The 23,682-nt window shown below is 51.0% G+C and carries 27 protein-coding genes; 15 read left to right on the top strand and 12 right to left on the bottom strand.

The window, feature by feature from the left end; translation table 11 throughout:
* The coding region (locus tag HVE01_RS19920; RefSeq protein ID WP_186808868.1) for a hypothetical protein at positions 1 to 493 on the top strand (493 nt) is incomplete at its 5' end.
* A 91-nt stretch (positions 494 to 584) separates the two neighbouring features.
* On the opposite strand, the gene HVE01_RS17310 is transcribed toward HVE01_RS19920, so the two are convergent.
* Together HVE01_RS17310 and HVE01_RS17305 are read right to left on the bottom strand one after the other, a co-directional pair.
* Positions 585 to 1,364, bottom strand: coding sequence for a transporter substrate-binding domain-containing protein (locus HVE01_RS17310; protein ID WP_146945198.1), 780 nt, complete (start codon positions 1,362 to 1,364; stop codon positions 585 to 587).
* 187 nt (positions 1,365 to 1,551) lie between these two features.
* A complete protein-coding gene (locus HVE01_RS17305; protein ID WP_146945197.1) occupies positions 1,552 to 1,857 on the bottom strand; it encodes a hypothetical protein in 306 nt (101 codons plus the stop codon).
* Between the two features lie 193 nt (positions 1,858 to 2,050).
* Between HVE01_RS17305 and HVE01_RS17300 the strand changes: the two genes are divergently transcribed.
* The 3 genes from HVE01_RS17300 to HVE01_RS17290 all read left to right on the top strand — a co-directional run bounded on the left by HVE01_RS17300 (position 2,051) and on the right by HVE01_RS17290 (position 5,037).
* Positions 2,051 to 3,397 carry a type II toxin-antitoxin system HipA family toxin gene (locus HVE01_RS17300; RefSeq protein WP_146945196.1) on the top strand — a complete coding sequence of 449 codons (1,347 nt, stop codon included), beginning with the start codon at positions 2,051 to 2,053 and terminating at the stop codon, positions 3,395 to 3,397.
* Positions 3,394 to 3,696 (top strand): helix-turn-helix domain-containing protein, encoded by a 303-nt coding sequence (locus HVE01_RS17295; protein ID WP_125747830.1) that lies wholly within the window; start codon positions 3,394 to 3,396, stop codon positions 3,694 to 3,696. The genes HVE01_RS17300 and HVE01_RS17295 overlap by 4 nt, the downstream gene beginning before the upstream one ends.
* 171 nt (positions 3,697 to 3,867) lie before the next feature.
* Positions 3,868 to 5,037 (top strand): alpha-hydroxy acid oxidase, encoded by a 1,170-nt coding sequence (locus tag HVE01_RS17290; RefSeq protein ID WP_125747833.1) that lies wholly within the window; start codon positions 3,868 to 3,870, stop codon positions 5,035 to 5,037.
* Positions 5,038 to 5,153: 116 nt separating this feature from the next.
* Here HVE01_RS17290 and cydB read toward each other — a convergent pair whose 3' ends face one another.
* Positions 5,154 to 6,152 (bottom strand): cytochrome d ubiquinol oxidase subunit II, encoded by a 999-nt coding sequence (gene cydB, locus HVE01_RS17285; protein WP_146945195.1) that lies wholly within the window; start codon positions 6,150 to 6,152, stop codon positions 5,154 to 5,156.
* Positions 6,149 to 7,558, bottom strand: coding sequence for a cytochrome ubiquinol oxidase subunit I (locus HVE01_RS17280; protein ID WP_125747838.1), 1,410 nt, complete (start codon positions 7,556 to 7,558; stop codon positions 6,149 to 6,151). The genes cydB and HVE01_RS17280 overlap by 4 nt, the downstream gene beginning before the upstream one ends.
* A 309-nt stretch (positions 7,559 to 7,867) precedes the next feature.
* Here HVE01_RS17280 and HVE01_RS17275 point away from each other — a divergent pair, with 309 nt between their 5' ends.
* The 8 genes from HVE01_RS17275 (at position 7,868) to HVE01_RS17245 (ending at position 12,780) form a co-directional block, all read left to right on the top strand.
* Positions 7,868 to 8,929, top strand: a complete 1,062-nt coding sequence (locus tag HVE01_RS17275; RefSeq protein ID WP_307725264.1) for a hydrolase — start codon at positions 7,868 to 7,870, stop codon at positions 8,927 to 8,929.
* Between the two features lie 22 nt (positions 8,930 to 8,951).
* Positions 8,952 to 9,956: an aldo/keto reductase gene (locus HVE01_RS17270; protein ID WP_146945193.1), complete on the top strand. Its 1,005-nt coding sequence runs from the start codon at positions 8,952 to 8,954 to the stop codon at positions 9,954 to 9,956.
* A gap of 177 nt (positions 9,957 to 10,133) precedes the next feature.
* Positions 10,134 to 10,310 carry a hypothetical protein gene (locus HVE01_RS19915; protein ID WP_186808867.1) on the top strand — a complete coding sequence of 59 codons (177 nt, stop codon included), beginning with the start codon at positions 10,134 to 10,136 and terminating at the stop codon, positions 10,308 to 10,310.
* A gap of 221 nt (positions 10,311 to 10,531) precedes the next feature.
* The gene (locus HVE01_RS17265; protein WP_125747847.1) at positions 10,532 to 11,212 is read left to right on the top strand and encodes a Bax inhibitor-1/YccA family protein; all 681 of its coding nucleotides are present in this window, start codon (positions 10,532 to 10,534) and stop codon (positions 11,210 to 11,212) included.
* 80 nt (positions 11,213 to 11,292) lie between these two features.
* Positions 11,293 to 11,682: a sulfurtransferase complex subunit TusD gene (tusD, locus tag HVE01_RS17260; RefSeq protein ID WP_146945192.1), complete on the top strand. Its 390-nt coding sequence runs from the start codon at positions 11,293 to 11,295 to the stop codon at positions 11,680 to 11,682.
* Between the two features lie 55 nt (positions 11,683 to 11,737).
* On the top strand, positions 11,738 to 12,103 hold the full coding sequence (locus tag HVE01_RS17255) for a DsrE family protein (protein ID WP_125747853.1): 366 nt from the start codon (positions 11,738 to 11,740) through the stop codon (positions 12,101 to 12,103).
* Positions 12,104 to 12,139: 36 nt separating this feature from the next.
* Positions 12,140 to 12,427 (top strand): sulfurtransferase complex subunit TusB, encoded by a 288-nt coding sequence (tusB, locus tag HVE01_RS17250; RefSeq protein WP_125747856.1) that lies wholly within the window; start codon positions 12,140 to 12,142, stop codon positions 12,425 to 12,427.
* 2 nt (positions 12,428 to 12,429) lie between these two features.
* Positions 12,430 to 12,780, top strand: a complete 351-nt coding sequence (locus tag HVE01_RS17245) for a TusE/DsrC/DsvC family sulfur relay protein (RefSeq protein WP_125747859.1) — start codon at positions 12,430 to 12,432, stop codon at positions 12,778 to 12,780.
* Positions 12,781 to 12,816: 36 nt separating this feature from the next.
* Here HVE01_RS17245 and HVE01_RS17240 read toward each other — a convergent pair whose 3' ends face one another.
* Together HVE01_RS17240 and HVE01_RS17235 are read right to left on the bottom strand one after the other, a co-directional pair.
* On the bottom strand, positions 12,817 to 13,449 hold the full coding sequence (locus tag HVE01_RS17240) for a helix-turn-helix domain-containing protein (protein WP_125747862.1): 633 nt from the start codon (positions 13,447 to 13,449) through the stop codon (positions 12,817 to 12,819).
* A 132-nt stretch (positions 13,450 to 13,581) separates the two neighbouring features.
* Positions 13,582 to 14,523 (bottom strand): histone deacetylase family protein, encoded by a 942-nt coding sequence (locus HVE01_RS17235; RefSeq protein ID WP_146945191.1) that lies wholly within the window; start codon positions 14,521 to 14,523, stop codon positions 13,582 to 13,584.
* Positions 14,524 to 14,629: 106 nt separating this feature from the next.
* Here HVE01_RS17235 and HVE01_RS17230 point away from each other — a divergent pair, with 106 nt between their 5' ends.
* Positions 14,630 to 17,374 (top strand): bifunctional acetate--CoA ligase family protein/GNAT family N-acetyltransferase, encoded by a 2,745-nt coding sequence (locus tag HVE01_RS17230; RefSeq protein ID WP_125747868.1) that lies wholly within the window; start codon positions 14,630 to 14,632, stop codon positions 17,372 to 17,374.
* A gap of 120 nt (positions 17,375 to 17,494) precedes the next feature.
* Here the strand turns inward: HVE01_RS17230 and pdxH are convergent, their stop codons facing one another.
* Positions 17,495 to 18,139, bottom strand: a complete 645-nt coding sequence (gene pdxH, locus HVE01_RS17225) for a pyridoxamine 5'-phosphate oxidase (protein WP_038484211.1) — start codon at positions 18,137 to 18,139, stop codon at positions 17,495 to 17,497.
* A 237-nt stretch (positions 18,140 to 18,376) separates the two neighbouring features.
* Here pdxH and HVE01_RS17220 point away from each other — a divergent pair, with 237 nt between their 5' ends.
* Positions 18,377 to 19,069 carry a cytochrome b/b6 domain-containing protein gene (locus HVE01_RS17220; protein WP_125747873.1) on the top strand — a complete coding sequence of 231 codons (693 nt, stop codon included), beginning with the start codon at positions 18,377 to 18,379 and terminating at the stop codon, positions 19,067 to 19,069.
* A gap of 29 nt (positions 19,070 to 19,098) precedes the next feature.
* On the opposite strand, the gene HVE01_RS17215 is transcribed toward HVE01_RS17220, so the two are convergent.
* The 3 genes from HVE01_RS17215 to HVE01_RS17205 are packed head-to-tail and all read right to left on the bottom strand — an operon-like array spanning position 19,099 to position 20,632.
* The gene (locus HVE01_RS17215) at positions 19,099 to 19,491 is read right to left on the bottom strand and encodes a DUF2069 domain-containing protein (protein ID WP_125747876.1); all 393 of its coding nucleotides are present in this window, start codon (positions 19,489 to 19,491) and stop codon (positions 19,099 to 19,101) included.
* Entirely contained in the window at positions 19,488 to 20,114 is a 627-nt protein-coding gene (gene wrbA / locus HVE01_RS17210; RefSeq protein WP_125747878.1) for an NAD(P)H:quinone oxidoreductase, read from the bottom strand. Before wrbA ends, HVE01_RS17215 begins: the two co-directional genes overlap by 4 nt.
* 47 nt (positions 20,115 to 20,161) lie before the next feature.
* Entirely contained in the window at positions 20,162 to 20,632 is a 471-nt protein-coding gene (locus HVE01_RS17205; protein WP_125747881.1) for a gamma-glutamylcyclotransferase family protein, read from the bottom strand.
* A 121-nt stretch (positions 20,633 to 20,753) separates the two neighbouring features.
* Between HVE01_RS17205 and smrA the strand changes: the two genes are divergently transcribed.
* Entirely contained in the window at positions 20,754 to 21,344 is a 591-nt protein-coding gene (gene smrA / locus HVE01_RS17200; RefSeq protein WP_125747884.1) for a DNA endonuclease SmrA, read from the top strand.
* Positions 21,345 to 21,473: 129 nt separating this feature from the next.
* On the opposite strand, the gene HVE01_RS17195 is transcribed toward smrA, so the two are convergent.
* Both HVE01_RS17195 and HVE01_RS17190 read right to left on the bottom strand, forming a co-directional pair.
* Positions 21,474 to 22,019, bottom strand: coding sequence for a DUF934 domain-containing protein (locus HVE01_RS17195; RefSeq protein WP_146945190.1), 546 nt, complete (start codon positions 22,017 to 22,019; stop codon positions 21,474 to 21,476).
* Positions 22,006 to 23,664 carry a nitrite/sulfite reductase gene (locus HVE01_RS17190; RefSeq protein WP_146945189.1) on the bottom strand — a complete coding sequence of 553 codons (1,659 nt, stop codon included), beginning with the start codon at positions 23,662 to 23,664 and terminating at the stop codon, positions 22,006 to 22,008. Before HVE01_RS17190 ends, HVE01_RS17195 begins: the two co-directional genes overlap by 14 nt.
* Positions 23,665 to 23,682 lie beyond the last annotated feature (18 nt).

Raw genomic sequence — 23,682 nt, 5'->3', positions numbered from 1 at the left:
GGCTAGTGAGGCTAGTGAGGCTAGTGAGGCTAGTGAGGCTAGTGAGGCTAGTGAGGCTAGTGAGGCTAGTGAGGCTAGTGAAGCGAATGGGGTGTATAGCGATACGGCAACAGGGATGGTTGAGGTCGTTGTTCAAGCAATTTGCGATGGCGATATAGAAAGGCATCTGGGTATGCATCAACGGAAAATTGAACCGGATCCCTATTATGAAGAGAAGTTTTCTCTTTTCCATGAAGCGTGTAACGATGCGGGGATTACCAAGATTGAAGTAACCTCGGATTTCGATGATGACGTCATGCAAGAGCAGAAGCGGCGGTATTTGATTGACGCGACTATTGTGATGGGAGACGGGGCGGTTTACACAACGTCGATTCGAGTGGCGTGGGGTTCAGTCCAGGGAGTAGAGGGTAGCGAGCCGGTTGAGACCTGGCGACTAGCTGGGCTGAGTAGGGTGCAAGTGCCCATTCTTAATGAAGTACGGTCACGTAATTAGATTGGGGTTGCCTTCTGCTTAATTCAGCGACCCCAGGGTTAAGCGTCGCGTGCTATCCCTGGGGTTACCGTTGGCGCGATAGTGACAGACCTTAGATCTTGATGTCGTAGTCGACGTATTTGTGCATTAGCTCGTCGTAGGTGCCGTCCTGCTTGATTTCGCGCAGTGCCTCATTGAACTGCTCCGCCAGGGCTTCATTACGAGGATGGAAGGCTGCTGCCACGCCATGCCCGAAATAGTGCTTGGGCTCGCGGATAAGTGGCGAGCTGGTAACAATCCCGCTGCCTTCAGCGTTAACTTCAAGCGATGACAGTGCCAGTGGGTAATACATAAAAGCTGCGTCTAAGCGGCCTGTTCTCATATCTACCGCGAGATCTTCGCCTGTTGCATAGCGGCGTACTTCAACGAGGTCGCCATAGGTGTCGGTGATGTACTCATCGCGGATGGTGCCACGCTGAACGCCTACCGATATGCCGTCAAGGGCGTCGCGATCTTCAATATCGATCTCGTTGCCTTCCTGGGTCACCCATACGCTAGGGTTGCTATAGTAGGGTTCTGAGAACAGCACTTGTTCGCTGCGCGCATCGGTGATTGCCATTGAGGACATGATGGCGTCGTACTTGCGTGCTAGTAGGCCGGGAATAATGCCGTCCCAGCCTTGCTCTACCCATTCGCACTCACGCTCGATGCGTCGGCATACTTCTTCACCCAGCTCCACCTCAAAGCCTGTTAGGGTGCCGTCGGGCAAACGGTACTCAAAAGGCTCAAAGGGAACATCAACAGCGAGGCGAAGTGGCTCATCGGAGTAGGCTGGAACGACAAATAGCAGTGAGGTAAGTGCCGTTGCTATTCCTATGTGGCTACGGGCCATAGTACTTTCCTTTTTCGTTTTTATATAAGGTGTTGATTAAGCAATTTTGCATGATTCGCGTAATAGGTAAAGTGCTTTATAAAGGCTTGTTTAACACCTGTGTACCAATAGGTGTGCTCGGGATTCGTTATAAAAGCCTCTGAGGAGCCAGGACTTTTGTTGTTGCTAGATGCTTGGCTTTTGTGATTTAGCTGTTTGGCTTTATGATTTTTAGCGCAACGGCTACCACAGTGCATACTAGGGCCGGTACAACAATGTCTAGCGCTGAATCTAGCGTCCAGCCACGCCAAACCCCTTCAAATATGCCCACCGGTAATGCTTGCCCCCATTCCCAACCACGTTGAACGGCTAGCCTGTATTCATGTTGTGCAATCTCACGTCCAAGCAGCAGTGCTACCGCGATGGTGCCGGTGATTTTTGCATTTGCAAAGGGAAGTAGAGCCATCTGAATCAGCAATGCGACAAACGCATGCTCTAAATGGGTAGCATTCATATTAGGTTCCCATATGGCGCTCGTGTGGATAATTAAATGTGCAATATGATGCTCATTAATTCTTTGTTGCAGTAGTTATGTGCGCTAAACTACTCATAAATGAGTGGTGAAGGAATTTTTGAGCGCTTTACTGCACATTAATGGCTGGGTCATGAGTGGCTTCGATATTAGCAACTTTCGACATGGGTGATTCGTGAAGTTAACGATACAGGTTCATTTTGAACAAGCGTGGCATGACGCGGCTGAATTGTCGTTGCCCCATCCAGATCAGGGTACTCGCGGAGAGTCTCGGCTGCGCTATGCGACTGACTATGCCGTTGAGTGGCTATTTCAAGATGACTTGCACGCTTGCAGTATGCGGTTGCCTATCGAGTTAATGCTAACTCATGAATCGCCACACTGGTTCGGTTTCTTGGAAGACATCATGCCGGCTGGGGCTAGCCGACGTTTTTGGGTGGATTATCTAGGGCTTCACGACTTGCCGGTCGGGCAACAGGATACTGAATTACTGGCACGTGGCACTATCGCGCCGGTCGGCAACTTGAGAATCAAACAATCAGTGCCTGATCTCTCCGTAAAAAAAGCCCTAGAGGAGCGACGTTTTCCGCTGCAAAGCGTTATAGAGCGTCAGGTGGACTTTTTAGAGTATGCCCAGCAGATGGGGGCGGCCAGTGGCGGTGCCACTGGCGCAGGTGGTGAAGCGCCAAAATTACTGCTCCGGTTAACGAATGATGACCAGGTTTGGATTGATACCTGGCAGGATGAGAACCATCGACCTGACCTACCCATGCTGGTGAAATTTCCGCGCGGTAGGCGTTCAACGGATGATTGCGACATCTTGCGCGCTGAATATCACTACTATCAGGAGCTTGCATCGTTAGGGGTGGCCACGATAGATACCGAGCGGATGCGCTTGGTGGAAGGAGAGCGTTACCCGTCCCTGTGGTTACCCCGTTTCGACATGGAGTATCTCGATGGCACTTGGGTTCGCTATGGCCTTGAGTCGGTCTACTCCTTGGTAGACGCCGCGCCGGGCACCTTTCTGCATCATGGCGACACTATTCGCCGACTGATTAGCTTGCTGGAAGCTCAATACCGCGTGCAAGAGCAAGGCGCCTTTTTCGATGGCGAGCGCTTAGCGTTGGAGTGGATTAAGCGTGATTTGTTGAATATCGCTTTCGGCAATTCTGACAATCATGGCCGAAATACGGCGTTATTGAAGCGCCCCGAAGGCATTGAGCTTGCCCCTGTATATGACTTCGCGCCGATGAAGGCTGACCCCGAGGGGGTGACACGAACAACGCAATGGGGAACGCCCTTGGAAATTGGCGGGGAGTACGACTGGCAAGGAATTGCCGACAGCCTGGCAGACGTTATCGAGCCAGAGCGAGTGATGGAAGAGCTGCGTGCGCTTGCATTGAGACTAGAGGGCGTCGATGAACGCTTGGCTGCCCGTGGGGTGCCAGCCCGAATTCTTGATATGCCTGCAGTCGGCCTACGTACTATCAATACTCGACTCAAGCGTTGGGGGTTGTTATGAAGCGCTATGCGGATGATCGCGAGGAAGCCTTGGTGGCTCTGCTAAAACGTTTCTATGCAGGGGAAATCACCGATGGTGCGTTATTACGTGCATTACGCCGCGATGTGCTGGGGTTGAACCAAACACGTTATGCTGCCTTGGTGGGTATCAGTCGACGAACGTTATCGGATCTGGAAGGCGATAAGAACAATGTCACCCTAGAGGTTAAGAATCGTGTATTCCGTCCGCTAGGGTTAGAAGTGAGCTTGCTGCCGCGTAAGCGCGCTCTGTTGGAGCAAATTTTGGCGTTCACCGAGTAACTTGCTTCATTTTAATACGCTGCCATTTCCGCAAATCTCTGCCGGTCATGCTGAAATAGCTTGCCGAGTAAAGAGAGCGGAATAGGACGTTTACTTGTGCAGTATTGAAGAACAATATAAAGGCCGTCTGTTCTGGATGTTAATGGGAATAATATTCATTAAGGATAATTTATGCCGATCTATACCAACATTGAAGACCTTCGTCGCCATTACGCCCGCCGCACGCCAAAAATGTTTTATGACTACGCCGAATCAGGCAGTTGGACAGAGCAAACCTTCCGTGAAAATACCAGCGACTTCCAGCATATTCACTTGAAACAGCGTGTTGCGGTCGATATGTCAGGGCGTTCTACGCGAAGTTCTATGATGGGCGAAGATGTGGCTATGCCGGTTGCGCTTGCACCCGTAGGGTTAACGGGAATGCAAGCGGCAGATGGCGAAATTAAAGCAGCACGGGCGGCTGAAAAATTTGGTGTGCCGTTTACGCTGTCGACCATGTCGATTTGCTCGATTGAGGACATCGCCGAACACACGACGCAGCCGTTCTGGTTCCAGGTATATACCTTAAAAGATGATGACTTTATGCGCCGCTTGTTTGAGCGTGCTAAGGCGGCTAACTGCTCGACTATTGTGGTCACTGTCGATTTGCAAGTACTGGGGCAGCGCCACAAAGATCTCAAAAACGGACTCTCTGCACCCCCTAAATTGACCGCAAAATCGATTGCTAACATGGCAACGAAAATCCCTTGGGGTTTGGAAATGCTGAAAACCAAACGTCGCTCATTTGGCAATATTGTGGGGCACGCCAAAGGGGTTACTGACCCTTCCTCCTTGTTAGCCTGGACGGCCGAGGCCTTTGATGTATCGCTGGACTGGAAGCGTATTGCGCAGTTTAAAGAGTGGTGGGGCGGTAAGCTGATTATTAAGGGCATTATGACCCCTGAAGATGCGCGCTGCGCCGTAGAGATAGGTGCCGATGCCATTATTGTTTCTAACCATGGTGGTCGTCAGCTTGATGGAGCAATGAGCTCGATTCGGATGCTGACAAGCATTATGGATGAAGTGGGAGGCGAGATAGAAGTCCATCTCGACTCTGGTATCCGTTCGGGTCAGGATGTGCTGAAAGCGTTGGCGTTGGGGGCTAAGGGAACCTACATTGGGCGTGCTTTTACCTATGGTTTAGGGGCTGCCGGTGAAGAGGGCGTCACCAGGGCGCTACAGATTATTCATAAAGAGCTGGATACCACGATGGCGCTATGTGGCGAAACAGACGTTAGCCGCTTAGGTCCGCATAATCTTTATGTGCCGAATGGTTTTGCTGACCCTACCGTCAAGCTGTAGGCCACACTCAGTGAGGCCTGTATCCAAAGCAATAAAAGAAGGGTGCCTAAATGGCACCCTTCTTTTTTGTTACAAGCAATTTGTGATAAGCAATTAACAGATTAAGTAGCAAAGCCTCAATGGTATCCTTCGCCCACTTTTACCTTGCCGCGGAATACCCAGTACGTCCAGGCGGTATAGGCCAACACGATGGGGATAACAAACAGCACGCCAATCAGCAAAAATAATTGCGACTCAGGGGCGGAAGCGGCGTCCCAAATCGTATAGTTGGGCGGTACGATAACCGGCCACTTACTGGCGATGAGACCAAGGTAGGTAAAGACAAACAGCCCCAGTGTTGCAACAAACGGTAGGCCTTCCTGTTGGCGCTTGACGGCACGATAAAGAGCGCCAGCACAGACCATGGCAAAAATGGGGAACAGCCAAATTAGGTGGATCTGGTTCATCCAGCGGTCACGCACTTCTGGGCTAACCAGCGGCGTCCACAGACTGACAATGCCAAACACGACTAGCACTGCTAACAGCAGTTTTGGCGTAATTCGGTAAGCCCACTGCTGGACATGGCCTTCTGACTTCAGAATCAGCCACGTAGAACCAAGCAGTGCGTAGCCAGCCATGAGTCCTAGCCCTGTTAATACAGTAAAGGGTGTCAGCCAATCCAGTGCGCCACCGACATAGCGGAAGTCTTCGACAGCAAACCCTTGGATATAAGCGCCGACGACCGCCCCTTGAGCGAAGGTTGCAATAGCGGACCCCCAGCTAAAGGCACGGTTCCACCAACGGCGGTTTTTCTTAGACTTGAAGCGAAACTCGAACGAGATGCCGCGAAAAATCAAGCCAGCCAGCATTAGGAAAACACCGATATAGAGCGCGGGCAAAAACACGGAATAGACCAGAGGGAAAGCGCCGAGCAGCCCAGCGCCACCCAGCACTAGCCAGGTTTCATTGCCATCCCACACGGGAGCAACAGAGTTCATCATCACATCGCGTGACTCTTCATCAGGAGCGAAGGGAAACAAAATCCCCAACCCTAGATCAAAGCCATCCATCAAGACATACATAATGACGCCAAAGCCAATAATGGCAGCCCAGATGAGTGAAAGATCAATACTCATGTGTTGGCTCCTTCCAAATCATCATCAAAGGGGGTGTGTGCCGCGGATAGTGGGCGTTTCGGGCGTTCAATCTCGCCTCCAACTTCGGCCTGTGTTTCTGTCATGCCATTGCGCACAACTCGCGTTAAATAATAAATTCCGGTTAAAAACACCACGCTGTAAACCGCGATATAACCAATTAAGGTAAACAGCGCCATGCCGCCTGTAAGCGACGGCGTTAAGCCTTCCGCGTGAGTCATAACGCCATACACTAACCAAGGCGCACGTCCTGATTCGGTAACAATCCAGCCACCCAAAACCGCGAGGAAGGGGGATGCAATCATGACGGTCAGCGTTTTTAAGAAAAGCGGGTTTTCATAGACACGCCCTTTGCGACGTAGAAACAACCCAGTCAGCGCAACCGCAATCATTAGCACGCCAATACCTACCATGACGCGGAAAGCCCAGAACACAATGATGACAGGAGGCTGCTCTTCTACCGGTACTGCGTTAAGCCCGGGAACTTCACCATCGATATGGTGCGTTAGGATCAGGCTGGCGAGGTTGGGAATGCCGATTTCAAAATGATTGGTCTGGGATTCTTTATCTGGGATAGCGAAAAGCAGAAGCGGCACATTGGTTTGCGTTTCCCAGTTACCCTCCATGGCGGCTACTTTCGTAGGCTGGTGCTCTAAGGTGTTCAGACCGTGAAAATCGCCAACTACCGCTTGTGCGGGCGCTAAAATCAGCAGTAGCCACAAACACATGGATAGCGCTTTTTTATTAGCTTCAACATCACGCTTGCGCAGTAAGAACCAGGCGCTCACCCCAGCAACGACGAATCCGCCGGTTAGGAAGGAAGCCATGCCCATGTGTACAAAGCGATACCCGAAAGAGGGGTTAAAGAGTGCTTCCATCCAGGAAGTGATATGGAACCGACCGTCGATTAGCTCAAAACCCACTGGGGTTTGCATCCAACTGTTGGCAGAAAGTATCCAAAAAGAAGATATAAACGTGCCCACAGCAACCATGATGGCAGCAAACAGATGCACACCTTCAGGTACCTTATTGCGGCCAAATAACAGTACGCCTAGAAAAGCAGCTTCCAGGAAAAAGGCCGTTACTACCTCATAGCTGAGGACAGGACCTAGAAAGTTAGATGTGGCGTAGGCAAAGTTGCTCCAGTTCGTCCCAAACTGAAACGACATCACAATGCCTGATACAACGCCCATGCCAAACACAACGGCAAACACTTTTGTCCAGAACAGCGCTAAGCGATCCCAAGCGGGATTTTCCGTTTTGTAGAATAGGCCATGCAGTAGTGCGATATAGGACGCTAGACCGATAGTAAACACCGGAAAAATGGCATGAAAAGAGACAACAAAAGCGAACTGTAGCCTGGAAAGCAACAGGGGATCTAATTCCATGGCGACCTCCTAGATCGTGTGGCATGAAAGAGTTAAAAATCAGTCGTTGTCGCAGGAGCTATATTCTTAAAGGGTATGGCTATATTTCTTTAACTATTAATAATAGTAGTTGAAACCACTCTGCGACGTAAGTTGAAAGTGCCCGGCGACGCATGGCGTATTGTCGCATCTATGAGAACAATGCATACCAGGCGTGTTGGCGTTAGGCGAGCCAGTGCTAGTCTAAAGGCGATACTTCTGCCGCAACCAAATCGACTGATAAATTTTGCTAAGCTATCCCGCTATTGTTCTTGCTGGCGCTTTTTCTCCATGTCTTTAATGTCGTCTTCAATGCGGTCTTCAACTATGCCTCCATTTCGATCTTCGCGCTGGCTGTCGGGCGGGCATATGCAAACACTGTATAGCCCGCTATGGCGGGCATCGCCTCAATTACAGCGTCGGCGGGAGCGAATGACGCTTCAAGATGGTGATTTTATCGATCTGGATTGGTATGGGCCTGAAGGTGAAGCGACGAATTGCGTGTTGCTGCTGCATGGCCTGACGGGAAGTTCTGCTTCACTGTATATACTTGGGCAACAGCAGGCGCTAGCGGCGCGCGGCTGGCAGAGCGCGGCTGTCAATTGGCGTGGCTGTTCTGGTGAGCCAAATCATCGTGCCAGAGGATATCATTCTGGCGTGAGTGAAGACTTGGCGGATGTGGTTAAGCAACTGACGTTACGCTATCCACACAAATTGTTTGCCGCCATTGGTTACTCATTAGGTGGCAATGTGTTGCTCAAGTATTTGGGCGAAAAGGGGAGTAATACGCCGTTGAAGGCGGCGGTAGCCGTATCGGTACCGTTTCGGCTAGACCACTGCGCAGAGCGAATCAATAAGGGCTTTTCAAGAGTTTACCAGGCCCGCTTCCTGCGAGACCTGCGCCGGTATGTTGAACATAAACGGCAGGCGTTTTTACGCCAAGGGCGCAGGGGGGAGCTAGCGCGTTTAGCAGCGCTTGAAACATTAAAGGGTATGAAGACGTTTTGGGACTTTGATGGCCGCGTTACTGCCCCGCTGCATGGCTTTGAAAGCGCTGATGACTATTACCGCCGTTGCAGTAGTGCTTTTTTCGTGGAGCAGATTCGTATTCCAACGCTCATTGTGCATTCGCTAGATGACCCTTTTATCTATCCCCAAAGCGTTCCCAAGGCTGAAGTCCTGCCAAGCTGTGTCACCTTGGAGCTTCATGCCTCGGGTGGCCATGTGGGCTTTATAGAGGGGCCTCCGTGGCGGCCGCGTTATTATCTTGAACACCGGTTGCCTAATTGGCTGCAGTCGCAGCTTTGCAGCCAGGGCAAAACGCATAACACTAGTGCACTACTATCCAATTAACGTCAATCACTCAGAGGTTGCTATGTCCGCGTTTTTTGACCGATTAAACGGTGTCTCGTCTCCTCGTATTGGCTTGGGATGCATGAATCTTTCCCATGGCTATGGCCAGTATGTGCCAGAAACAGAGGCACTTCGGGTACTGGAAGAAGCCTTTGAGGTGGGATACCGCCATTTTGATACGGCGACACTCTATGGTGGAACAGCCAATGAGCGGTTGTTGGGGCTTGCTTTAAAAACAAAAAGGCACCAACTGTTTCTCGCCAGCAAGTGTGGAATGGCGTTGGATGCTGAAACGGGGAAACGCATTATCGATGGTCGCCCCGACACCGTGCGTCGCCAGTGTGAAGAGAGCCTGTCACGACTAAAAACGGATTATTTGGATATTTACTACCTGCACCGTCTAGATCGCAGTGTTCCAATTGAAGAGAGTGTTGGGGCGCTGGGGCGACTAGTGGAAGAGGGTAAAATTGGCGCAGTTGGTTTATCTGAGGTATCGGCTGAAACACTTCGTAAAGGCAATGCGGAATACCCCGTGGCAGCAGTACAGTCAGAATACTCACTTTGGACACGTAATCCCGACATTGCGCTGAAGGATGTATGTGTGGAACTCGGTGCTGCTTTGGTGGCGTTCAGCCCTCTTGGGCGTGGTTTTTTGACGGGAGCCGTGGAAGAAAGTACCCAGTTTTCGACAGGGGATATGCGCGCCGGAATGCCTCGCTTCAGTAAAGACAATTTACCTCACAATATAGCTTTGTTGGATGGCGTTAAAACCATTGCTAGGCGTCTTGAGATCTCACCCGCACAGCTGGCGCTAGCTTGGTTAAACGCCCAGGGCGAGCATATTGTACCTATTCCGGGTTCCTGCTCAGTGACGCATATACGTGAGAACTTACGCGCTGCAACGGTCGTACTGGATGACGCAACAGTGACTCAGCTCAACGGTATGCTGTTGCCGAGCAAAGTTGCTGGCGCTCGTTATAACGACGCGCAACAAGCTGATGTTGATACTGAAGAGTTTGCGGATTGAGAGTCGATTGATCGGGCAACTGGTGGTGTGAAAGCGGGCGTGGCAGCGGCGATAAATTATTTACCAAGCCTAGTTGTTTTCTTTCCGCCTAGGACTATTATTCGCTACCAACGACGATGTTGTTAGCCCTCTAAGTTGTTTGTCCCCCTAAGTTGTTAGCCCCTAAGGAACAGTGCCATGTTAAAAGGTCTGATCATTTGTTTTACCGTGCTGTTCGCACAGCTGGCGGTGCTGAACGTGATTGATGCACGCCTCTACAATGCTCAGGATGCGCGTCAAGCAGCGACAATGCAGCATTTATCTCACAAGGAAGAAGACGACGATAACGTTTCACCGCCAGCAGTGAAGCTGTAAGCGGAAGAGGCGAAGATAATCACGCCAAATGTGGCGCGGTCAGGGGAATTTTATAGCGCATTTCTATGTCCAAAATGGTGTGGAATGTTAAGCATAGTCAACGCTGGAGGAGCAAGTGCCTTAAAAAGCAGTTGTTTGCGTGGAAGACAAATACTTGCGTCTGGAACTTGGTAACGGCATCCTTGTCCGTTGTTAGTATTACCATTAGGGAGCATAGATAAATGGCTTTTAACGATTCGAACACGGCGAGAGCGCAAACGCGCGGCGAAGTAAGTAGTGTTGGCGCTAACAAAGTTCTGCGTAATACCTACGCGCTATTGGCCATGACATTGCTATTCTCTGCGGTCACCGCTGGTGCCTCTGTTGCAATGGGCATCCAACAAATGAACATTTTTGTGTTCTTCATCGGTGCTTATGGGCTGATGTTCCTGGTTCACAAAACGGCCAACTCGGCGGCTGGATTGTTAGCTACTTTCGCGTTCACTGGGTTTATGGGCTTTACGCTTGGCCCAATTATTTCTGCTTATCTGACGTTACCTAACGGTGGCGCTTTGATAATGAACGCATTGGCAATGACTGGTCTGACGTTTATCGGCCTCTCTGCGGTTGCATTAACCACCAAGAAAGACTTCAGCTTTTTAGGTAATTTCCTGATGGCTGGCGCCATTGTGTTGATTTTGGCCATGGTTGCTGGGCTGATCTTTAACATCCCAGCGCTTTCATTGATGGTTTCTGCTGGTTTTGTGCTGTTTGCATCCGCTGCGATCCTCTACCAAACCAGCGAGATTGTTCACCGGGCGGGAGAGACCAACTACATCCTCGCAACTATTACGCTTTATGTTTCCATTTATAATCTGTTCATCAGTCTGCTCTCGATTTTAGGCATTATGAGCAACGACTGATCATCCTTGCAGTACTATCGCAACAGGCCCTACATACTAGGGTCTGTTTTTTTTAGGGCGGACTGTATCGAGATAATCCGATGGAGTATGGCTTATTGGTCATAGGGGCGCCGTATAGTAGTGCCGCCCCGCATTCCGCACTGCGATTTGCCCAAGCAGTGCTAAATGAAGGGCACCACATCAAGGGCATTTTTTTCTATCAAGATGGCGTTCATAATGCTTCCCAGCTTATGTCTCCTCCACAAGATGAGCTGAATATGCGCGATGCTTGGGCTGATCTGCATCATCAGCACGGGGTGGCATTAGATGTCTGCATTGCGGCGGCGTTACGCCGTGGCGTGGTGAGTGAGGCAGAGGCAAAGCGGCACGGGCACGTGAATTTCAATCTTGAGCCACCTTTTGAATTAACGGGGCTAGGGCAACTGCTTGAGCTACAGCAGCGCTGTGATCGATTGATTACGTTTGCTTAGTATGGTGAACAGGGCTGAAACCAGGGCGACCAGAGTTTGATAGGTAGGGAGTAAGATGGCTGAAGCAAATGAGCGACTTATCGTTATACGACATGCGCCCTATCGCTCAAATGAGTTGCGGGAAGGGCTGGATGTTGCACTTGTGTCTGCTGCCTTTGGACAAGATGTTGATCTGCTGTTTTTAGGGCAGGGGATATTCGCGTTACTCAAAGAGCAAGGGGCTGGCGCACCTGGTCAAAAAGCAACGCTACCGACAATTAATATGTTAGAAATGTACGATATAGAAAACATATTAGTCCCTACTGAGACGCTACAAGCCTTTAATATAGCCTCTGATCAGCTGGTTGAGGGAGTTACCCTAGTCCCGGCTTCAGATATGCCCGACCTATTCCAGCGTTATAATTATGTTCTTAATTTTTAATTTTGCGCTCAATTTTTAGCAGAGTAGCCAATAACTATGCTGCATATTCTGAATAAACCTCCCCATAGCGATGCTGCTGTGCAAATGCTCAACGCACTCAGCAATGGCGATTCCGTTGTGCTGATAGAAGATGGCGTGCAGGCTGCTCTCTATCCTGAGTGGCAAGGCTGGGCAGCAAATACAGCATCGATTTTTTTGCTCGCTGAAGATGCTATGGCGAGAGGGGTTCACTCTGTTGCCACAAGCCATGGGCTACCTTTGCTAGAAATGGACGGCTTTATTAGGTTGACCGAGCAAAATGAAAAGATCATTTCCTGGTATTGAATATGAGCAATCAAAGTTTATACCGTTATCTTGATTCGTCACAAAAAATCCAACTAGATCCTGAGGGATATCTGGTTAAGCAGGATCAGTGGAGCGATGAGATTGCTCAGTTACTCGCTGAGGACGAAGGCTTAGCGCTCACAGAAAAACACTGGGAAATTATTCACCTGGTGCGTGATTTTTATAGTCAATATGAAATGGCACCCGCCATGCGCCCCCTAGTTAAAGCCACAAAACAGGCGCTAGGTGATGAGAAGGGGAATTCAATTTATTTAATGACGCTGTTTCCGGGGAGTCCACCAAAGCGTATTGCTCGCATCGCTGGCCTTCCTAAGCCTACGAACTGCTTATAGCTCTTTTGTTAGTTTTAGCAGTACGAGATGTGGGCGTTAGGCCGAGTCGCCCCGTGTGCAAACAGAAAGTACGACCGCATCTTCTGGGCTGGTAGAAACAAGAGCGTGCCCCATGTCACTATCAAAATAAATACTATCGCCTTCGGCGAGTACGAGTGGCGCATAAAATTCTGTGTATAACAAAATATCGCCTTCTAAAATCATCAGAAATTCTTCACCGTCGTGTCGAACCCACTGATGATACTCCTCAAAACTGCGTGCTCTAACAATGGTCTTGAAAGGGATCATGCGCTTTTGCGCAAGCTGATGTCCTAGCAGCTCATGCTCATAGGTAGGGGTAGGGTGTACCTGGCCCTTGCCCTTACGGGTAAGATCTCTACGCCCCATGGTATAGCGTTCACGCTTCGGCGGCGTAAATAGCTGGGGCAGGTCGATGTTCAGGCCGGTAATAAGTTTTTGAACCACACTGAACGTAGGCGACACTTGATCATTTTCGATCTTGGAGAGTGTTGAGCGGGCTAAACCTGTGCGCTGGCTGACGTCTTCCAATGTCCACTGGTTGGCAAGGCGAATCTGTTTTAACCGTTCCCCCAAGCGTAAAGGTTCGACAAAGGGCTTTCGCCCAGAAGCTATGCGCAGCGCAGCATGCTCTTCAGAAGTAGCGGTCATAAAAAGCCACGTGAGTAAACGTCAATAAAACCGCATGTTATCACAGACACCCTGTTTCAAGGTCGCACAGTTTTCAAGCAGCTCAGTTTCAAGCAACGCTGCATGGCGCTTTACAATAGCGAGTGGCATACGTCATGGGACATCCGTAAACGGCAAACCCAATAGCGCTTTTAAGTGAGCTTCTGCACCGCTAGCGAGGGTTTTCAGGTTATATCCCCCCTCAAGTACTGAAACTACTCGGTTTTCTGCATAGAGGGCCGCAATCTCCATTGCTAAGTGGGTTACCCAATAAAAGTCCTCATCCTCTAAGCAGATGTCTCCCATCGGGTCGTCACGATGAGCATCGAAGCCTGCAGAAAGCATGACTAAGTCGGGTTTGAACGCATGTAACGCGGGGAGCCACTGTCGCTCGATAATGCGTCTAAATTCTTTACTGTCAGTGCCTACTTCTAGCGGCGTATTGACCACATTTTGCCATTCACTGCGTAAATAGCGCCATGGATAAAACGGATACTGGAAGCTCGTGCACACCAGCACCTCGGGGTCATTTTTGAAGATATCAATAGTGCCGTTGCATTGATGGACATCAAAATCGAGTATTGCGATACGTTTAGCACCATACTTTACCTTTGCATGGGCCGCACCGACGGCAATGTTGTTATAGAAACAAAACCCCATCGCATCCGCCGCTTCTGCATGATGCCCTGGCGGCCGTACTGCGCAAAATACGTTGTCAGCTTGGCGCTTAAACACTTGATCAACTCCGCGAATGACGGCGCCTGCGGCGACTCTTGCGGCATTGAGGCTATCGGGGTTCATCATTGTGTCGCTATCGAGTGTAACGATGCCTTCTTTCGGCAGACACTTTGCTAACGCATTAAGGTGCCTTGCTGGGTGCACTCTTGCTAACGCCTCATCACACGCCGCTTTGGCATCTGCCTGCATGGTTTGTTGAAGAAGGCCTGCTAGCGATAGGCGCGCGCGAATCGCTTCAAGCCGTTGGGGGCTTTCAGGGTGTTCAGGCCCCATATGGTGCAATGCGCAGTCTGGGTGAGTAAGGTAGGCAGTAATCATGCAAGCGCTCCGAAGACAATATCGCCACCTTAATCGTCTCAGGGGCTTGCGCGACAGTGTCAATAAGTCGTACACAGTGGTTATTAATTTCAGGGGAGACGCATTCGTGAGCACACGTTTTTTGCATCATTTTTTCGAACCGCGCACAGTGGCCGTGTTCGGTGCCTCTGAAAAGCCAGCTTCGTTGGGCGGTTTAGTACTCAGTAACCTTCAAGAAGGCGGTTTTAGGGGAAAAATATGGGCAGTCAATCTGAAAGGCTATGACACAGTCTTCGGCGTAGATTGCGTCCGCACCGTAAATGAACTGCCTGAAATTCCTGATTTAGCAGTTATTTGTTCGCCAATCGATGGTGTTCCTAGCCTGATCAAAAAACTTGGCCAGTTTGGTGTTAAGGCTGCTTTGGTGCTTTCTGGTGGTGCCTACCTGGATCGAGAGACGGGTAATAAGGGGTCTATCCGGCAGCGTATGTTGCAGTCAGCGATAGAGTCGGGTATCCGGGTGCTAGGGCCTGAGTGTATGGGACTGATTGTGCCCGGGAAAAAACTGAATGCCTCTTATGCCAGTCAGCCGGTTCAAGCAGGCAAGGTGGCCTATTTAGGGCAATCGGGTATGTTGGCAAATGCCATGATCGATTGGGCTGCTGGCCGCGATGTAGGCTTTTCACACTTGATCACGGTAGGTGACAGTGTTGATGTTCTACTGCCAGATTTGATTGATTATGTGAATCAGTTTTCTCCAGCGCAAGCGATTCTACTGCACCTTGAGCGCGTGATGGATGCTCAGCATTTTATGACCTCCGTGCGTGATGCATCGCGTAACCGCTTGGTCGTCGCCATCAAGAGTGGGCGAACGCCGCAGTCAGATATTTCGGGTATGGCCCCCACGCCAGGCATTGCTAATCGTGATGTGGTGTTTGACGCGGCCTTCGCCCGAGCTGGCGTTGTTCGCGTTAATGATTATGATGAATTGCTGGATGCGCTGGAAACCTTATCGCGTATGAAGCCGCTTCGCGGTGATCGGTTGGCTATTGTATCTAATGGCTTAGGTCCCGCCATGTTGGCGATCGATAAACTGATTAGTGCAGGCGGTAAACTGGCTGAGTTTAGCGAAGAGACCCAGCGTGTGCTGCATAAAAGCCAGGTCGATATCAGCAAGCCTGGTGAAAATCCAGTGGATTTAGGCGGCAACGCAACGCCAGAGCGTTTTGTCGAAGCGCTAAAAATTGTCACTGCTGATCCAAATGTGGATGCCGTGCTGGTGGTTCACGCACCCACGCGTTTAGCGCCTTCAATGGCCACCGCTCAGGCGCTGATTGATCATCGAAAAACATTTAAACGTAACTTGCTGACGAGTTGGATGGGGCTAAAAGAAGCTCTGAATGCTAGGCATGTGTGCAATTTGGCGGGGATCCCCACCTATACATCGCCGGAAAAGGCGGTGAAAGCATTTATGCATATGGTGGACTACCAGCGTGTTCAAGCGCTGCTGCATGAAATTCCGCCTAGCTTACCTTTTTCCACCAGCGCAGAGATTCGTGCGGAGTGTCGCGCGCTGATTAAAAATGCCAAAGCGGAAGGGCGACAAACATTGACCCATTCCGAAACGGCCCAAGTATTGGAAGCCTATGGCATTCCAGCGGCGCCTAGTGTCTATTTAAGCAAGCCGGAAGATGCCTTAGCAATGGCGGATCATTTTCCAGGTCCTAAGGCGCTAAAAGTCATTCACGAGGGCAATTGTCGTCCTTATCGTTACCGTAAGCATCCCCATAAAATATCCGCGGGTCTACTGCAAGATTTAGAAACGCCTGAACAAGTGGCTGAAGGAATTCGCCAGCTGGGCGATAAGGTACGCGAGAAATTCCCTCAATATGCTATTCGCGAATACTGTTTGCAGCCAATGCAGCGTGGTAAACACTCAATGCAGATCTGTGCCGGGATCACGCGTGACCCTGTGTTCGGTCCGCTGATTGTGTTTGGGATAGGTGGCTATAAAGTAAACGTGCTAGCGGACCGCCAGATTGCGCTACCGCCGCTGAACATGAGCTTGGCCGCTGACGTGGTGGGCAGGACCCATGCGGCTTCATTGATTCGCGAGCATTCGGCCGACCCCGAACGAGATATCCAGCGGCTCTGCCAGCTGTTGGTCAAGCTGTCTCAAATGGCGTCTGACTTAGTCGACTTGAGAGGGCTTGAACTCAATCCTTTGTTGCTAAACCGTGATGGGATGTTAGCCGTAGATTTTGCCATGGACTTAGGGCCACCTGCGCGTTTTGCCATCATGCCTTACCCTGAAGAGCTACGGGAATGGGTAACGCTGACAAATGGATGGCGGGTAGAGGTTCGCCCCATCCGCGCGGAAGATGCTCCGCTGATTACGACGTTCCACCGGCAGTTATCAGAGGAGAGTATTCGTTTTCGTTACTTCCACAATAAATCTAACTTAACCCAGCGTGATCTGTCGATTCTGTCGCATATCAACTACGACCGACAGATGGCCTTTATTGCCGAACATCAGCACGATGACGGGAGTAAAGAGATGTTGGGTGTCGTTCGGGTATGGAATGATCCTGATAATATTCGCACGGAGTTTTCGATTATTATCCGTGACGACTTGCAGGGGCTGGGTATTGGTAGCCTGTTAATGAACAAGATGATCGATTACTGCACCAGCATTGGCACGCTCGAAATGATCGGCAAAATTATGGTCGATAACCATCCCATGCGCGCCTTGATGAAGCACTTAGGCTTTAAGTGTCGCTATAACATGGAAGAGCAGGTGATTGATGCCGTGCTCAGGCTGAACGAGCCTGAAAGTGAGTGGCAGCGTCACCGGTTAGAGAGCCCAGCCTGACTAGGTTGCTTCTGACCCAAATGAGCCTGCCTCTTTTGAGGCAGGCTCATTCATGGGATGGGTAAACGCAAGTGACGAAATGTCTAAATTAAGAACCGACTAACTTAATGAATTGCTTGATTAAGGGGCTAAGCGGAAGCGGCTCCAGTCGCCGCCGTCACGTCGTTCAAAACGTAGGCGGTCGTGAAGACGACTGGGTTGCCCCTGCCAGAACTCTATCATTTCAGGATTAACTCGATAGCCACCCCAGTGATTCGGACGTGGAATATCTTGCCCTTCGTAGGCTTGTTCAAAGCGTTTTTGCCGCTCTTCGATCCAATTGCGATCGGGGATCACAACGCTTTGGGTAGCAATCCAGGCACCCAGCTGGCTACCACGTGGACGACTTGAGAAGTACTCATCAGACTCCTCTTGTGCCACTTGCTCTACGGGACCTTCGATGCGCACTTGTCGTGACAGCGAAGGCCACCAAAAGGTGATGGCCGCAAAAGGTACGTTACTCAGCTCGCTACCTTTGTGGCTATGGTAGTTGGTGAAAAACACCATGCCTTGCTCATCAAACCCCTTGAGCAGAACGACACGGGCATGGGGGCGCCCCTGGCTGTCTACCGTAGCAAGGGTCATTGCGTTACCGTCTTGTCCTTCCGTTTCCAGCGCTAGGCTAAACCACTCATCAAACAGCACAAAGGGATTGTCGGGGGCTTGGGCTTCATCAAGGCGGCCACCTTCATAATCGCGCCTAATATCAGCTATATTGCGTGTCATTGAATACTGCTCCCTTTAAATTTTGTTCATGGTCGCTGGTCTTTCGGTAAAGCTCAAGCCCTGTCTCTACGCTTTGTTGACAAGCTCTATTTGGAAGCCCAGCCGAGAGGTTGATGGCGTTACGGGTAATGCAAAGTTGCTTGATTGTATAACGCGTCGCCTGTGCTCTGTAATGCGTTATATCAGAAACATTGAAGAAATGAGAAAATGTATGGATAGAAGATAAAGGGCAACGTAATGCAGAATGAAAGAAAACAGCTGGCCGTTTGGGACGTCTTTGTACGCTTATTCCATTGGTGTCTGCTGGCAGCGGTGGCCATTTCGTTTTACACCGCGAAAACCAATGGCGCACCGTTTTTGTTTCCGATTGAGGCTCATGCCCAAGCAGGCTACCTGATTATTGGTTTATTGATATTTCGCGTGATCTGGGGCGTGTCAGGCCCTATCTATGCCCGCTTTAGTACGTTTGTTTATGGGCCAAAAAATACGGCAATTTATGCAAATGCGCTGCTCAAGCGACGTGCACCTCGCTATGCGAGCCACAACCCCCTGGGGGGATGGATGGTGGTGCTTCTGCTGCTCTCACTGAGTTTTCAGGCAGTGAGTGGGCTGTTTTTGAGTGACGATATCTTCTTTCAGGGCCCGCTTTACGGTTTGTTGGGCCGAGACATAAGTGGCGAGCTAGCCAGCTTGCATTCACTCAATAGTGATGTGCTGCTTATCCTGATAGCAATCCATGTTGCGGGCATCGTTGTGCATGCTCTGCAAGGAGAAAATTTAGTCGCGGCGATGGTGACGGGAATCAAACTTTTCAATAGTGAACCGATTGATATAAAACCTGCCCGCCGAACTAAGCATCGCCTATTTGCGCTAGGTGCTTTTTTAGTTGCGGCGGGCGTTTGTGGCTGGCTGTGGTTTTATCCCTACTGATGTTTTTAGCAAACAGAGGGTAGCTAAGCTTACGCTTGGCGCTGTTGACGGCTGCGAAAACGCGCGTACGCCATGCAGCCAGTAAATAGAGCCAGGGAGGCAAGCGCTTCCAGCACACCGCGAACGCCTTGGCCGGGTAGGGTTGCCAGCATAGTGCCCTGCGTGAAGTACAGTAGGCTAACAAAGGCTAACCAGGCATGGCCTCTGGCTCGCTGACCAATGATCGAGGGTAGGAATAGCAAGAGTGGCAGCACAAACGCGACCACTGGACGCCAGTTAAAGGCATCACCCTGAATAAAAAAGCCACGATAGACAACAAGCAGCAGTAAAATGACAAAGCTGACGAGGACTAACTGCCTTGCTTGCTGCGTGAGCTTATCGAGTCCATGGCGAGCCTCAAGACCTTCTAACCACTGCCTCATACTGCGTCCTCCTGGCGCATTGTATGCAGTGCTCGCGCAAGCTTGGCTAACCGCTTGCCTTGAGCAAGACACAGGGCACGCTCATGCTCGTCGACAGAGCGGTCACTACGCGCACCGGCAACATGACTAGCCCCATAGGGCGTGCCACCGGTTTGGGTACTAAGAAGGGCGGTCTCGTTATAGGGGATGCCGGCGTAGACCATACCGTGATGCAGTAACGGAATGAGCATGGTGAGCAGTGTGCTTTCCTGGCCCCCATGAAGGCTGGAAGTGGAGGTAAATGCACAGGCAGGTTTATCAATCAACGCGCCATTCATCCATAGGCTGCTGGTGGTATCTAGAAAATACTTAAGCGGTGCCGCCATATTGCCAAAACGCGTAGGGCTACCCAATGCCAACGCGCTGCAGTTGCGCAAATCTTCGAGGTCTGCATAGACTGCTCCCTCCGCTGGAATTTCGGGATCAACGGCTTCACAGGTTGTGGAGACAGGGGGAACGGTGCGCAGCCGCGCTTCAATCCCCGTAATGCTTTCGACACCTGCTGCAATTTGCCTTGCCATATCCGCAGTGGCTCCTGAGCGCGAATAGTAAAGAATTAAAACAAACGGCGTGGAATCACTCATGAGGTATCCTAGAAATAACGACGTAAAGAGGGCACTGCGTTGTCTGCTTATGGTACCAGAGCTACCGGTTGTACAGGAGATGCGTTACGCAATTGGCTAAATGCGGGCAGGCGTAGATAAACCCAGGCAATTGAACCATCCGCCAGCGTTTGTTTGACCCGCTCATAGCGAATACCCAAGCGCTCATAACGATCCAGGCGCAATAGCTGATCTGCAGTGACTGTTAACCGTAACCCGTCTACATGGCGATGGGCATCGGGAGTCAAGTCCAGGCCTTGTTTTTTAAAACCTTCAAGACGCGCAGGTTGTGGGTTGCCTGAACTGCCCATCACCACCCAGCGCACCGGGAGATAGCGCAGTGTGCCATAGACGAAGACACTGTGGATTCGTTCTTCAATGATTGGCAAGTGGGAGGGGCGTTCGTAAAACCACGGGCTCAGCATTGTCAGCCAAAGCCACCCTGCAGCACCGATCAGTAGTGCTGTGCTACACGCGATTAAACGTTTTAACCAAACCATGCCCACTCCTTTGATTGTATTGGCTATTAGCGTGGCGTTAGATGTTAATGAAAACAAGTCTTAAGCAATGTCGACGGGTTTGCTAGGATAAGGGTATTAGACCTTGTCAGAGGAGCCTGTTATGAATCAATCACTTCGTGATGAGATGGATTTCAGTGCGTTGGTCGGCGATGTAAAGCCGTTAGCCAAGCATAACCGCGCAGATACAGGCACTCAGCGCCAGCGGCCTACAGAGGCCCAGCTTGCTCGTCGTGAAAGTGCTGAGCAGCGTTTGGAGGAGCGCAATTTCTTATCCGATGATTTTGTCGACTTGTTGCCGCCCTTTGATCCGATTGAATACCGCCGTGAGGGTATTCAGCAAGGTGTGGTCGATAAACTGAAGCATGGGGGGTACAGTGTCCAGGCCCAACTACATCTGTTGCGGCGGCCGCTGGCAGAGTGTCGCAGAATGCTGTTCCCATTTATTCAAGAGGCTTACCTTCACGACCTTCGCTCTGTACTCATTGTGCATGGGAGAGGTCGAGAAATAGATAGTCCTGCAAATGTCCTGCGTTCCTATCTGGCTAAATGGCTCACTCAGTTCGACGAAGTGCAAGCTTATATTTCTGCTCAGCCTGCAGAGGGTGGCCTGGGTGCCACCTGGGTTATGCTACGTAAAAGTGACCGTGCCAAAGCGAATAACCGTGAGCGCCAGCAAAAACGTCGCGGATAGCCTGCCATTGTTTATTAGGTAATTGTTTATCAAGCTGTTTATCAAGCAAAAGGGCAGCCTCGCGGCTGCCCTTTCTGTTTCTATCTTTCTACTTCTATCTTTTTACTTCAATCTCGATATCGTTTGCGGTTACTGCTTGCTGTCCGCTAGGCGGCGTTCGAACAGTGCTTGGCGCTGCTCAACATCGCTTTGGTAGCGAACGCTAAACATATTCAACGCACGGATAGCGTCGTCTGGATGCTGATCATCTCGCAGAGCCATGGCGGTAAAGCCACAGCGGCGCATGTAATCCAACTGGTCGACCAACACATCACCGACGGCACGTACTTCACCGGTATAGCCGTAGCGTTCGCGAAGCAAACGAGCAAGCGTATAGCCACGCCCATCCGTAAATGCTGGGAAATCAATGGCAACCGCGCGGGTACTGCTTAGCTGCTGGCCAAGCGCCGGCGTTAACTCGGTATCACTTGACAGCAGCGGTGCCAGCTCGGCATCGTCCTGATTCGCTTGCCAGAGTGCCAGCGGCACAAAGGCAGGACGCTGGTCAGGAAGCGTGTTTGTGTCATAGGACACACACCAAGCATTCTCTGCTGCCAGTTCACCATCAGCGATCAGATGGTCGACATGTACTGGCGTAAGCTCGACCGCGTCAGTCTGAGTGTCATTGCTGGGCATAAACACGCTCCTTAAAGGGTTTTAAGCCAATACGGCGATAGGTGTCGAGGAATCGCTCGTCTTCGTGACGCTCGGCCACATAGACTTGCAGTACCTTATCGACAACACCCGGCACGTCTTCGCGGAAGAAAGAGGGGCCTAGGATTTTACCTAGCGATGCATCGTCAGTTGAGTTACCGCCAATTGAGATTTGGTAGTACTCTTCGCCTTTTTTGTCGACGCCGAGGATGCCGATGTGGCCAACGTGGTGATGCCCACAGGCGTTCATGCAGCCTGAAATATTGAGATCCAGTGGGCCGAGGTCATAGAGGAAATCCAGGTCTTCAAACCGCTCCTGTAGTGCTTGAGCGATGGGAATCGAGACTGCATTGGCCAAACCACAGTAGTCGCCGCCAGGGCAGCAGATTATATCGTTCAATGTGCCCACTGTGGGGTTGGCCATGCCCAGTGCATCAAGCTCTTTCCAGAGCGCTTCTAACTCGTCGACGGGTACGTCAGACAGCACTAAGTTTTGCTCGTGGGTCACGCGCACTTCACCGAAGCTATAGCGATCTGCCAAGTCGGCGACGGCTTCCATTTGATCCGCTGTGACATCACCAGGCGCGTGTTCGCGGCGTTTAAGTGAAAGGGTCACCGCCTTATAACCAGGGACTTTGTGGTCGGTGACGTTATTCGTCACAAAGCGGGCCAAACTACGATTTTCGCTGCGTAACTGTTCGAAATTGGCAATGGCGCTCTCAGCAACCGGACGACGCTCTGGTTCAGGGAAGTGGATCTTGGCCGCATCAACCGCTGCTTGGTTGAGTGTTTGCGGGCCATCTTTAAGGTGCGCCCACTCTTCGTCAACGCGACGGCGAAACTCTTCAATACCGAGCGCTTTGACGAGAATTTTAATACGGGCTTTAAACTTGTTATCGCGGCGACCAAATTGGTTGTACACGCGAACACACGCTTCCAAATACGTTAAGAGGTGCTGCCAGGGAAGGTCTTCGCGCACCACGTCGCCAATCATCGGTGTACGGCCTAGGCCCCCGCCTGCTAGCACTTTGATGCGCACGTCGCCGTTTTCGTTACGCCATAGCCGCAGGCCGATATCATGCACTTGGATGGCGGCGCGGTCTTCGGCGGCACCGCTAACAGCAATTTTAAATTTGCGCGGCAGGTAGGCGAACTCGGGATGTAAGGTCGACCACTGGCGAATTAGCTCACACCAGGGGCGCGGATCTTCCACTTCATCCCCCGCGATACCGGCAAACTGGTCGCTGGTGGTATTGCGGATGCAGTTGCCGCTGGTTTGAATAGCATGCATTTGTACTTTGGCGAGGTCTGCCAAAATATCGGGCACGTCTTCCAATGCTGGCCAGTTCAGCTGCAAGTTTTGCCGAGTCGTGAAGTGGCCATAGCCACGATCATAGCGCCGAGTAATTTCCGCTAACGCGCGAAGCTGCTTACCCGCCAGCATGCCATAAGGGATGGCAATTCGTAGCATCGGCGCATACTTCTGAATATACAGGCCGTTTTGGAGTCGCAGTGGGCGAAACTCTTCTTCTCCCAAACGTCCGGCGCGGTAGCGGTCCATTTGGTCACGGAACTGAGCGACGCGCTCGTCAACCAACGTTTGGTCGTGAATATCATAACGGTACATGTGGCACGATCCTGCTAA

The organism is Vreelandella venusta (assembly GCF_007989605.1).
Lineage (GTDB): Bacteria > Pseudomonadota > Gammaproteobacteria > Pseudomonadales > Halomonadaceae > Vreelandella > Vreelandella venusta.
The sequence above is the reverse complement of the archived record's forward strand: the minus strand, read 5'-3'. Positions and strand labels throughout refer to the sequence as shown.

Bases quoted from the DNA above. Each gene is read 5' to 3' on its own strand.
- wrbA (WP_125747878.1), bottom strand. From the start codon at position 20,114: ATGAGTGATTCCACGCCGTTTGTTTTAATTCTTTACTATTCGCGCTCA.
- HVE01_RS19915 (WP_186808867.1), top strand. From the start codon at position 10,134: ATGTTAAAAGGTCTGATCATTTGTTTTACCGTGCTGTTCGCACAGCTG.
- HVE01_RS17215 (WP_125747876.1), bottom strand. From the start codon at position 19,491: ATGAGGCAGTGGTTAGAAGGTCTTGAGGCTCGCCATGGACTCGATAAG.
- HVE01_RS17190 (WP_146945189.1), bottom strand. From the start codon at position 23,664: ATGTACCGTTATGATATTCACGACCAAACGTTGGTTGACGAGCGCGTC.
- HVE01_RS17270 (WP_146945193.1), top strand. From the start codon at position 8,952: ATGTCCGCGTTTTTTGACCGATTAAACGGTGTCTCGTCTCCTCGTATT.
- pdxH (WP_038484211.1), bottom strand. From the start codon at position 18,139: ATGACACGCAATATAGCTGATATTAGGCGCGATTATGAAGGTGGCCGC.
- cydB (WP_146945195.1), bottom strand. From the start codon at position 6,152: ATGAGTATTGATCTTTCACTCATCTGGGCTGCCATTATTGGCTTTGGC.
- HVE01_RS17245 (WP_125747859.1), top strand. From the start codon at position 12,430: ATGAGCAATCAAAGTTTATACCGTTATCTTGATTCGTCACAAAAAATC.
- HVE01_RS17265 (WP_125747847.1), top strand. From the start codon at position 10,532: ATGGCTTTTAACGATTCGAACACGGCGAGAGCGCAAACGCGCGGCGAA.
- tusD (WP_146945192.1), top strand. From the start codon at position 11,293: ATGGAGTATGGCTTATTGGTCATAGGGGCGCCGTATAGTAGTGCCGCC.
- HVE01_RS17280 (WP_125747838.1), bottom strand. From the start codon at position 7,558: ATGGAATTAGATCCCCTGTTGCTTTCCAGGCTACAGTTCGCTTTTGTT.
- HVE01_RS17255 (WP_125747853.1), top strand. From the start codon at position 11,738: ATGGCTGAAGCAAATGAGCGACTTATCGTTATACGACATGCGCCCTAT.
- HVE01_RS17205 (WP_125747881.1), bottom strand. From the start codon at position 20,632: ATGGTTTGGTTAAAACGTTTAATCGCGTGTAGCACAGCACTACTGATC.
- HVE01_RS17220 (WP_125747873.1), top strand. From the start codon at position 18,377: ATGCAGAATGAAAGAAAACAGCTGGCCGTTTGGGACGTCTTTGTACGC.
- HVE01_RS17310 (WP_146945198.1), bottom strand. From the start codon at position 1,364: ATGGCCCGTAGCCACATAGGAATAGCAACGGCACTTACCTCACTGCTA.
- HVE01_RS17275 (WP_307725264.1), top strand. From the start codon at position 7,868: ATGTCTTTAATGTCGTCTTCAATGCGGTCTTCAACTATGCCTCCATTT.
- smrA (WP_125747884.1), top strand. From the start codon at position 20,754: ATGAATCAATCACTTCGTGATGAGATGGATTTCAGTGCGTTGGTCGGC.
- tusB (WP_125747856.1), top strand. From the start codon at position 12,140: ATGCTGCATATTCTGAATAAACCTCCCCATAGCGATGCTGCTGTGCAA.
- HVE01_RS17295 (WP_125747830.1), top strand. From the start codon at position 3,394: ATGAAGCGCTATGCGGATGATCGCGAGGAAGCCTTGGTGGCTCTGCTA.
- HVE01_RS17305 (WP_146945197.1), bottom strand. From the start codon at position 1,857: ATGAATGCTACCCATTTAGAGCATGCGTTTGTCGCATTGCTGATTCAG.
- HVE01_RS17235 (WP_146945191.1), bottom strand. From the start codon at position 14,523: ATGATTACTGCCTACCTTACTCACCCAGACTGCGCATTGCACCATATG.
- HVE01_RS17290 (WP_125747833.1), top strand. From the start codon at position 3,868: ATGCCGATCTATACCAACATTGAAGACCTTCGTCGCCATTACGCCCGC.
- HVE01_RS17240 (WP_125747862.1), bottom strand. From the start codon at position 13,449: ATGACCGCTACTTCTGAAGAGCATGCTGCGCTGCGCATAGCTTCTGGG.
- HVE01_RS17195 (WP_146945190.1), bottom strand. From the start codon at position 22,019: ATGCCCAGCAATGACACTCAGACTGACGCGGTCGAGCTTACGCCAGTA.